Here is an 8,883-nt window from a genome sequence, read left to right as displayed (position 1 = left end):
CTGGAAAGCGCGCTGGGGCAGGCCGGGAATTATATGGAGCAATATTTTAACAAGGTTTCGTGGGCCTTCCCTGTTGCCGGCAACGATCTGCATACCAGCTGGCAATTTTACGGCGCGCGTAATAAGGAAGGGGGCGGCGTAAATAATATCAATAAGGTTTATGATGGCCTTGCCTGGCTACAGGCCGTTACGCTGAACTACAAAACCGGCCCGTTTGATTTTCGTCTGGAAGGAACCCTGGTTAAAGCCCACGGCAACCAGGGCTTTTTTCTGGCGCGTATGACTCCCGCAGGCGCGACGTCTAACGGACGCAACGATATCTGGTGGGATTCGCGCAGCGATTTTAATGCTAACGGGCAAAAGGCACTGTACGCAGGTGTGCTTTACGATCTCAAAGGCTGGCAACTGCCTGGCTGGGCAGCAGGCACCTCCTATGCTTATGGCTGGGATGCCCGCCCATCAACTAATCCTGCTTACGATCAAAGCCAGCGCCTCAGCGAGTCCGCCTGGAATATGGATTTACGCTATACGGTACAGCAGGGCCGCGCCAAAGACACACAGATTAACCTGCACTATACCCGTTACAAAAACCACTCTGACGTGCCGAGCTTTAGTAATGGTTACGGCAATATATTCCAGAGCGAAAAGGACGTGAAGCTGATAGTTATCGCGCCTTTCACCGTATTTTGATGCCACACGCTGCCAGGGAGTGCGGGAAAAGCGTATCGGGTAAGGGACGGTGCTTTTCCGCTACCGGTAGAACATTCTCATAGCGGACGAGGAAAGAAATGAAAAAATTAAAATTATCACTCGTGGCAACCGCGCTGCTGATGGCGATGGCCAGCGGTAGCGCGATAGCCGATCAGCACGTCGTCAATCAAATCAGCCAGTTTGGCGTTAAGTATACCGTTAACGATAACCATGCCGCGCTGCACGGCATTGATTGTGCGGCGTCAGGCGCGGACTGGGCTTCCTGTAATCGGGCAACGATTACCTTAACTAACCCCGGCGAAGCCGTTACCAGCAAAGACTGGGTCATTTGGCTGTCCAATATCCGCCAGACGCTGCGGGTGGATAATGACCAGTTCCGCATGGTGCACGTGGTGGGCGATCTGACGCGGCTGGAGCCGACCGAAAAATTTAAGGGGTTTGCCGCCGGTGAATCGGTGCAAATTCCCCTCGTTAACGAATACTGGCAGCTTTTTATCACGGACGTGATGCCACGCTGGTATGTCACCTCTGAAAACGCCCGGCCTGAAATTATCGCCAGCACGAATACGGAAAATCTGACCACGTTTGTCTCGCCAATGGATACCCACTGGAAGCGAACGGCGGACGATCGCAACGTACTGATGACGCCTGCCAGCCGCTTCGAAAAAAACAGTGATACCGTCCAGCTTGCGGCCGAAGCATTACGCGGACAGATTCTGCCGACGCCACTGCATATTACGCTGCATTCGCAAAATGCGGACTTAAGTCGGGGCGTACAGTTTGAGTTGAAAGGACTTAGCGTCGAGTCGGCGGAAGCGGTAAGAGAGCGTTTCGCTTTGCTGGGCGTGGTGGAAAACGCGCAGGGATACGTGATTAAAAGCACGCTGGCTCCCGATGCTTTCAAAGGCAACGAGGCGGTGTCCGGCGCCTACAGGCTAAGCATTCGCGACCAGCAGGCACGGATAGAAGGGTTTGACGAAGCGGGCGTCTATTATGGCATGATGTCTGTCCTGTCGCTGTTGCCGGCCAGTGGCGAACAGAAAATCGCTACGCTGGACGTCACCGATGCGCCACGTATGGCCTACCGCGGTATTTTTCTCGATATCGGGCGCAATTTCCACAGCAAAGAGGCGGTGCTGCGCCTGCTGGATCAGATGGCGGCCGTTAAGCTCAATAAATTCCATTTTCACCTGAGTGATGATGAAGGCTGGCGTATTGAAATCCCCGGCCTGCCGGAGCTGACCGAAATCGGCTCTAAACGCTGCCACGATTTGACGGAGCAGCGCTGTTTGTTGCCGCAGCTGGGATCCGGGCCCTTCGCCGACGCGCCGGGTAACGGCTATCTGACCCGCGATGATTACATTGATATCCTGCGTTATGCCAAAGCACGCGCCATTGAGGTTATCCCGGAAATCGATATGCCTGCTCACGCCAGAGCAGCGGTTATTTCTCTGGAAGCCCGCTATAAGCGGTTAATGAAGGAAGGGAAAACGGCAGAGGCAAACGAGTATCGCCTGGTCGATCCGACCGATACCTCAAACACAACATCCGTACAGTTTTACGACCGCACCAGCTACCTGAACCCCTGCCTGGATTCGTCCATGCGCTTTGTGGATAAGGTCATTAGCGAAATCCAGGCGATGCATCAGGCTGCTGGCGTGCCGTTGATCACCTGGCACTTTGGCGGCGACGAGGCAAAAAATATTTACCTGGGGCCAGGCTATACCGATGCAGCTAATCCTGAAGCAGGCAAGGGCCGTGTCGACCTGAGCAGGCAGGACAAGCCCTGGGCGAAATCGCAGGTTTGTCAGGCGCTGGTAAAATCAGGCAAGGTTGTCGATATGGATCACCTGCCCAGCTATTTTGGCAAAAAGGTCAGCGAGCGGGTGAACGCGCACGGTATTGAAAGGATGCAGGCATGGCAGGATGGCCTGAAAAAAGCGAAAGGCGCCCGGGACTTTGCCACCAAACGCATCGGCGTCAATTTCTGGGACACGCTTTTCTGGGGCGGCTTTGACAGCATTAATGACTGGGCCAACAAAGGCTATGAGGTGATCGTTTCCAATCCGGATTATCTCTATATGGATTTCCCGTACGAGGTCAATCCATTGGAAAGGGGCTATTACTGGGGGACCCGCTTCAACGACGAGCGCAAAATGTTCAGCTTTGCGCCGGATAATCTGCCACAGAATGCGGAGACATCGGTGGATCGTGACGGCAATTTCTTCGACGCTAAATCCGACAAGCCATGGCCGGGAGCCTACGGTATTTCCGCTCAGCTCTGGAGCGAAACTGTACGGACCGATGAGCAGATGGAAGGGATGATTTTCCCTCGAGTCCTGGCCGTTGCGGAGCGTGGCTGGCATCGAGCAGGCTGGGAGCAGGCTTATCAGGCCGGACGCGAATACAAAGGTGGCGAAACACAGCACGTTGATCGCGTAGCGCTCAACAAGGACTGGCAGCGCTATGCCAATCTGCTGGGACAGCGCGAGCTGGCAAAAATGGATAAAGCCGGCATCCACTATCGCTTGCCGCAGCCGGGCGCGAAAATTACCGCAGGCAAGCTGCAGGCCAATATCGCTCTGCCGGGCGTGACTATTGAGTACTCGCTTGACGGTGGCAACAGCTGGCAACGCTACCGCGATGACGCTCGCCCAACGGTTTCCGGCAAGGTATTCATTCGCGCCGTCAGCAGCGACGGCAAGCGTTTCAGTCGTGTAGAAACCCTATAATAACCACACGACAGGCAAAAAAAAACCGGTGAGCGATCACCGGTTTTTTTACTGCAACGCGTTACTTATCGTGCAGCGTCTCATCTTCACGACAGTCGCCGGTAGCACAGTGGCCGTAAAGATAGAGGCTGTGGTTGCTGAGCTTGATACCGTGTTTGGTAGCGATATCACGCTGGCGGGACTCAATAGACTCGTCGCTAAATTCGATTACCTTACCGCAGTCCAGACAGATCAGATGATCGTGATGCTGCTGCTGGGTAAGTTCAAAAACGGATTTGCCGCCTTCGAAATTATGGCGGGTAACGATCCCTGCATCGTCAAACTGGTTCAGCACGCGGTAAACGGTTGCCAGGCCAATCTCTTCGCCCATGTCGATCAGGCGTTTATACAAGTCTTCCGCACTGACATGATGGCACGCGGGTTCCTGAAGCACTTCCAGAATTTTCAGTCGAGGAAGCGTGACTTTCAGGCCGGCCTTCTTTAATGCGGTATTATTGTCAGTCATGCGGATATTGTCCTGTTACTTTGCTGGTCACTAAGTGGCTGAAAAGCCGTGAGCATCGGTCGACGCAAAAGCTGAGCGTCTCATTATAGAACCGATGCCTTGAAGAAACCACAGCGGAGATGCAAAACCATCAGGGGATGTAAGGATAAGAAGTCGTTACGTCCGGAAAAGCAAGCACCCATATACGCTGGGTTGTCAGTTCGCTCTGCCTGATTGACGGCGCCGCAGAAGCGGAGGCGGAGCAAGGCTATTGTACCGTTTTGACGGTAAAAGTTACAAATATGTATCTATTACTTCTATAGGAAAAAGCGTTGGCCCGGTGGGGGATTGCCCACCAGGCCAACGTTATCAGGCTTCGAGAATATCCTGAAGCTGCAGTTCATCCGAGATCTGCCTGACCCATTTTTCCACACGTTCGTTGGTCAGTTCTGGCTGACGATCTTCGTCGATGGCCAGGCCCAGGAAGTGGTTATCATCCGCCAGGCCTTTCGACGCTTCAAAATCATAGCCTTCGGTCGGCCAGTGACCCACGATGACCGCGCCGTTAGGTTCAATAATGTCGCGGATAGTACCCATCGCGTCACAGAAATATTCTGAGTAGTCTTCCTGATCGCCACAGCCGAACAGCGCAACCAGCTTGCCGTTGAAGTCGATCTCTTCCAGGGTAGGGAAGAAATCATCCCAGTCACACTGCGCTTCGCCGTAGTACCAGGTCGGGATGCCCAGCAGCAAAATATCAAAGGCTTCAAGGTCTTCTTTGCTGCTTTTAGCGATATCATGAACTTCAGCCACCTCGTTACCGAGCTGCTTCTGGATCATTTTTGCAATGTTTTCCGTATTGCCCGTATCGCTGCCAAAGAAAATGCCTACGATTGCCATGAGTTTAATAACCTCTTGAAACTTAATGATATGCGGCGGCTAGCCTGAAAATGTTAAGGCAATAATAGCAGACAGCTACAGGGGGATAAACGGCTAATCCGCCTGCATTTGTCGCTTTGTGCTTTACCGTTGCACGTGGTTTAGCGCTCAGGCCTGGCTAACTGCGCCATGACCATCTCTTCTATCAGCTCGCTGCGGCTCATATTACGCTGCTCGGCGAGCTGGTTCAGGGCGTCAACCGCGTCACTGTTCATTTTCAGTTCTACGCGCTTCAGCCCGCGCACTTTATCACGCTTAAGCTGGTTGCGTTTGTTAATGCGCAACTGCTCATCACGTGCCAGTGGATTAGTTTTGGGTCGTCCCGGACGACGCTCGTCTGCGAACAGATCGATCGTGGTGCGGTCCGTGTTTTCTTTTGCCATAGAATCGTGATACTGAAGGCTGGAGTTCTGATGGATTGAGCCGTTAGCGTTTGCGGCCGGTGCCGTCGACAAATTTTAGCGCGCCATCATACCCTGGCGAAAGTCGCGACGACAATTATTTAACCTTTTACTAAAACATTTGTTTTCACAGGGCAAAAAAGCGGCGGATGGCGCGCAAAACGGCATCAGGTTTCTCGGCATGCGCCCAGTGACCGGCACCGGTAATCACATGGGCGCGAGCGGCAGGGAACTGGGCCAGCAGCTCGTCACGATACGCTTCCTGCAAATAGGGCGAATGTTCACCCCGAATAAAAAGCGTGGGGTGGGGCCAGGCAGGAAGCGTTTCCCAACCGATAATCCGATCGTAATTCTGCCAGAGCGCAGACACATTAAAACGCCATTCGCCCGCCTGAAAAGATTTCAGCAGGAATTGAATCACACCTTCTTCATCCACTGTCTGTCGCATCAGTGCCGCAGCATCGTGCCGTTGGGTAATGCCTGCTTCGCTGACGGCGGCCAGCGCGGCAAAAATAACGTCGTGATGGCGTTCCCGATAGGCTACCGGCGCGATATCGATAACCACCAGCTGCCTGACGCGTGTCGGCGCGAGGGAAGCCAGCGTCATGGCGATCTTCCCGCCCATGGAATGGCCTATAATATCAACCTGCCCGACACTGAGATCGTCCAGCGTTTCCAACACGTCTTGCGCCATAGCGGCGTAGCTTATTTCATCTGACCGCGGCGAAAGCCCATGATTTCGTACGTCCAACTGAATAACGCGGCGATCCTTTTTCAGATCGCGCGCCAGCACGCCAAGGTTGTCCAGGTTGCCAAAAAGGCCGTGAATAAGCACGACGGGCACGTCAGAAACGGCTGTTTGTTCAGATTGCAGGCGGAAATTCAATTTCATGGCAAACTTCTTACAGAGGAAACGAGGGGTTAGGTTATCATAAAACAGCGATTTTCTGCCGCCGCGACCAACCCGATCTTTTTACGGCATATTCTGACTTTTGTCCGCAATCGGGGCTGGCGCTATAACCCGGCAGGATTTAACTTTATAATCCTCGTGTTAGGGCTGGTCTTTTCGCGCCTCTGTAAAACAGGTTGCTAACCGGCTCTTATCAGCAATAATCGTACTGGATCAAGATGAAAACTATTGAAGTCGACGAAGAGCTCTACCGTTATATCGCCAGCCACACTCAGCATATTGGTGAAAGCGCCTCCGACATTTTACGTCGCATGCTGAAATTTTCCGCTGGCCAGACGGCACCGAAAGCGCCTGTTGCGGCTGTGGCTGCGCCCGCGCCTGTCGCCAGCGTACAGGAAAATGGGGTGAAAGAGACGTCTCGCCCGCAGGAACGCGTTCGCGCCGTTCGCGAGCTGCTGCTGTCGGATGAATATGCGGAGCAGAAGAAAGCGGTAAATCGCTTTATGCTAATCCTGTCGACTTTATACAATCTGGATCCCAAAGCATTTGCCGCGGCCACCGAGTCATTACATGGCCGCACACGCGTCTACTTTGCAGGTAATCAGCAAACCCTGGTACAGAACGGCACCCATACCAAGCCGCAACATATTCCCGGCACGCCGTATTGGGTGATCACCAACACCAACACAGGCCGTAAACGCAGCATGATTGAACATATCATGTCGTCCATGCAGTTCCCTACGGAGCTGTCGGACAAGGTTTGCGGCACACTCTAAACACAGCGTCAGGGAGAAGCGCCAATGGCCAGTCACCCCCGTGCCGGGCAGCCAGCACAGCAGAGCGATTTGATTGACGTTGCACAATTGACTGCGCAGTATTACGTCCTGCAGCCGGAAATCGGCAACGCGGAACACGCGGTGAAATTCGGCACGTCCGGCCATCGCGGTAGCGCAGGTCGACAGAGCTTTAACGAGATGCATATTCTGGCTATCGCGCAGGCGATTGCGGAAGAGCGCAAAAAGAACGGCGTTACCGGCCCTTGCTACGTAGGCAAAGATACCCATGCGCTGTCCGAACCGGCGATCATTTCCGTACTGGAAGTGCTGGCGGCGAACGGCGTGGACGTGATTGTACAGCAGGACAACGGCTATACGCCGACCCCTGCCATTTCTAACGCGATCCTTGAGCACAACAAGGCAGGCGGCGCGCAGGCTGACGGCATCGTCATTACGCCTTCGCACAACCCGCCGGAAGATGGCGGAATTAAATACAACCCGCCAAACGGCGGCCCGGCTGATACTAACGTCACTAAAGTGGTGGAAGATCGTGCCAACCAGCTGATTAAAGACGGCCTGAAAGATGTTAAGCGCATGGCGCTGGACGAAGCCTGGGCCAGCGGCCATCTGCAGGAAAAAGATCTGATCCAGCCTTATATTGAAGGCCTGTCCCAGATCATCGATATTCCTGCTATCCAGAAAGCGGGCCTGAAAATCGGCGTCGATCCGCTTGGCGGCTCCGGCATCGCCTACTGGCAGCGTATCGCGGAATACTACAATCTCGATCTGACTATCGTTAACGATTCGGTCGATCAGACGTTCCGCTTTATGCATCTGGATAAAGATGGCGTGATCCGAATGGACTGCTCATCCGAAAGCGCGATGGCGGGCCTGCTGGCGCTGCGTGACAAGTTCGATCTGGCTTTTGCCAACGACCCGGACTATGACCGCCACGGTATCGTTACGCCTGCGGGCCTGATGAATCCTAACCACTACCTGGCCGTTGCTATTAACTATCTGTTCCAGCATCGTCCACAGTGGGGCAAAGACGTCGCCGTAGGTAAAACGCTGGTATCCAGCGCGATGATCGACCGCGTGGTCAACGACATCGGCCGTAAGCTGGTGGAAGTGCCGGTAGGCTTTAAGTGGTTTGTTGACGGTCTGTTTGACGGCAGCTTCGGCTTCGGCGGCGAAGAGAGCGCGGGCGCGTCCTTCCTGCGCTTTGACGGTACGCCATGGTCTACCGACAAAGACGGCATCATCATGTGCCTGCTGGCCGCGGAGATCACCGCGGTGACCGGTAAAAACCCACAGCAGCACTATGATGAGCTGGCGGAGCGTTTTGGCGCGCCAAGCTATAACCGTCTGCAGGCTTCTGCGACCTCCGCGCAGAAAGCGGCACTGTCGAAGCTGTCGCCAGAAATGGTTAGTGCCGATACGCTGGCAGGCGATCCGATCACTGCCCGTCTGACCGCTGCGCCAGGTAACGGTGCATCAATCGGCGGCCTGAAAGTGATGACCGAGAACGGCTGGTTTGCGGCGCGTCCATCCGGTACGGAAGACGCTTACAAAATCTATTGCGAAAGCTTCCTGGGTGCCGAGCACCGCGAGAAGATTGAGAAAGAAGCGGTAGAAATTGTTAGCGAAGTACTAAAAAACGCTTAATCGCGAAAGGCATTAAGATATAAAGGCGCTGCGATGTCAGCGCCCTTTTTATTGGTTTCTTTCCGTCCATATCTGGATTCCCATCTGTTAAGTCGTTATGCCAACCTGTTTTTTCTTCTTTATTATTTTCTTTCGATAAACGTACCCCTGAATCAACCTTATTTCCCTGAAGGTTGACGCGGAATTTTAAAGTAAGCTTTATTTGTTGTTAGTGAATATCTTTTATTATCTTCTTTGCCTTTGCCTTTGCCTTTGCCTTTGCCTT

The 8,883-nt window shown here is 53.7% G+C and carries 8 protein-coding genes; 4 read left to right on the top strand and 4 right to left on the bottom strand.

Annotated elements, in window-relative coordinates; genetic code table 11:
- Together RTK32_RS14505 and RTK32_RS14500 are read left to right on the top strand one after the other, a co-directional pair.
- Positions 1-690 (top strand): OprD family outer membrane porin (locus RTK32_RS14505; protein ID WP_312045195.1); only part of this gene is annotated, 690 nt, incomplete at its 5' end.
- 98 nt (positions 691-788) lie between these two features.
- Positions 789-3,443 (top strand): beta-N-acetylhexosaminidase, encoded by a 2,655-nt coding sequence (locus tag RTK32_RS14500; RefSeq protein WP_312045193.1) that lies wholly within the window; start codon positions 789-791, stop codon positions 3,441-3,443.
- A 61-nt stretch (positions 3,444-3,504) separates the two neighbouring features.
- Here RTK32_RS14500 and fur read toward each other — a convergent pair whose 3' ends face one another.
- The 4 genes from fur to ybfF form a co-directional block, all read right to left on the bottom strand.
- A complete protein-coding gene (gene fur / locus RTK32_RS14495) occupies positions 3,505-3,948 on the bottom strand; it encodes a ferric iron uptake transcriptional regulator (RefSeq protein ID WP_312045191.1) in 444 nt (147 codons plus the stop codon).
- 348 nt (positions 3,949-4,296) lie between these two features.
- Positions 4,297-4,827, bottom strand: coding sequence for a flavodoxin FldA (gene fldA, locus RTK32_RS14490; RefSeq protein ID WP_312045189.1), 531 nt, complete (start codon positions 4,825-4,827; stop codon positions 4,297-4,299).
- Between the two features lie 140 nt (positions 4,828-4,967).
- Positions 4,968-5,249, bottom strand: a complete 282-nt coding sequence (gene ybfE, locus RTK32_RS14485; RefSeq protein WP_125288637.1) for a LexA regulated protein — start codon at positions 5,247-5,249, stop codon at positions 4,968-4,970.
- A gap of 145 nt (positions 5,250-5,394) precedes the next feature.
- Positions 5,395-6,159 carry an esterase gene (gene ybfF / locus RTK32_RS14480; protein ID WP_312045187.1) on the bottom strand — a complete coding sequence of 255 codons (765 nt, stop codon included), beginning with the start codon at positions 6,157-6,159 and terminating at the stop codon, positions 5,395-5,397.
- Between the two features lie 236 nt (positions 6,160-6,395).
- Here ybfF and seqA point away from each other — a divergent pair, with 236 nt between their 5' ends.
- Positions 6,396-6,953 (top strand): replication initiation negative regulator SeqA, encoded by a 558-nt coding sequence (gene seqA / locus RTK32_RS14475; protein WP_312045186.1) that lies wholly within the window; start codon positions 6,396-6,398, stop codon positions 6,951-6,953.
- Between the two features lie 24 nt (positions 6,954-6,977).
- Positions 6,978-8,618: a phosphoglucomutase (alpha-D-glucose-1,6-bisphosphate-dependent) gene (pgm, locus tag RTK32_RS14470; protein WP_312045184.1), complete on the top strand. Its 1,641-nt coding sequence runs from the start codon at positions 6,978-6,980 to the stop codon at positions 8,616-8,618.
- The last annotated feature ends 265 nt before the right edge of the window (positions 8,619-8,883 follow it).

It is taken from the genome of Erwinia sp. (assembly GCF_031978025.1).
GTDB lineage: Bacteria > Pseudomonadota > Gammaproteobacteria > Enterobacterales > Enterobacteriaceae > Erwinia.
Note: the sequence above shows the minus strand (reverse complement) of the source record. Positions and strands in the feature narration are given on the sequence as shown.

What these genes read in the sequence shown, in the direction of transcription:
- fldA (WP_312045189.1), bottom strand. Translation starts at nt 4,827, where the DNA reads ATGGCAATCGTAGGCATTTTCTTTGGCAGCGATACGGGCAATACGGAA.
- ybfF (WP_312045187.1), bottom strand. Translation starts at nt 6,159, where the DNA reads ATGAAATTGAATTTCCGCCTGCAATCTGAACAAACAGCCGTTTCTGAC.
- seqA (WP_312045186.1), top strand. Translation starts at nt 6,396, where the DNA reads ATGAAAACTATTGAAGTCGACGAAGAGCTCTACCGTTATATCGCCAGC.
- pgm (WP_312045184.1), top strand. Translation starts at nt 6,978, where the DNA reads ATGGCCAGTCACCCCCGTGCCGGGCAGCCAGCACAGCAGAGCGATTTG.
- RTK32_RS14500 (WP_312045193.1), top strand. Translation starts at nt 789, where the DNA reads ATGAAAAAATTAAAATTATCACTCGTGGCAACCGCGCTGCTGATGGCG.
- fur (WP_312045191.1), bottom strand. Translation starts at nt 3,948, where the DNA reads ATGACTGACAATAATACCGCATTAAAGAAGGCCGGCCTGAAAGTCACG.
- ybfE (WP_125288637.1), bottom strand. Translation starts at nt 5,249, where the DNA reads ATGGCAAAAGAAAACACGGACCGCACCACGATCGATCTGTTCGCAGAC.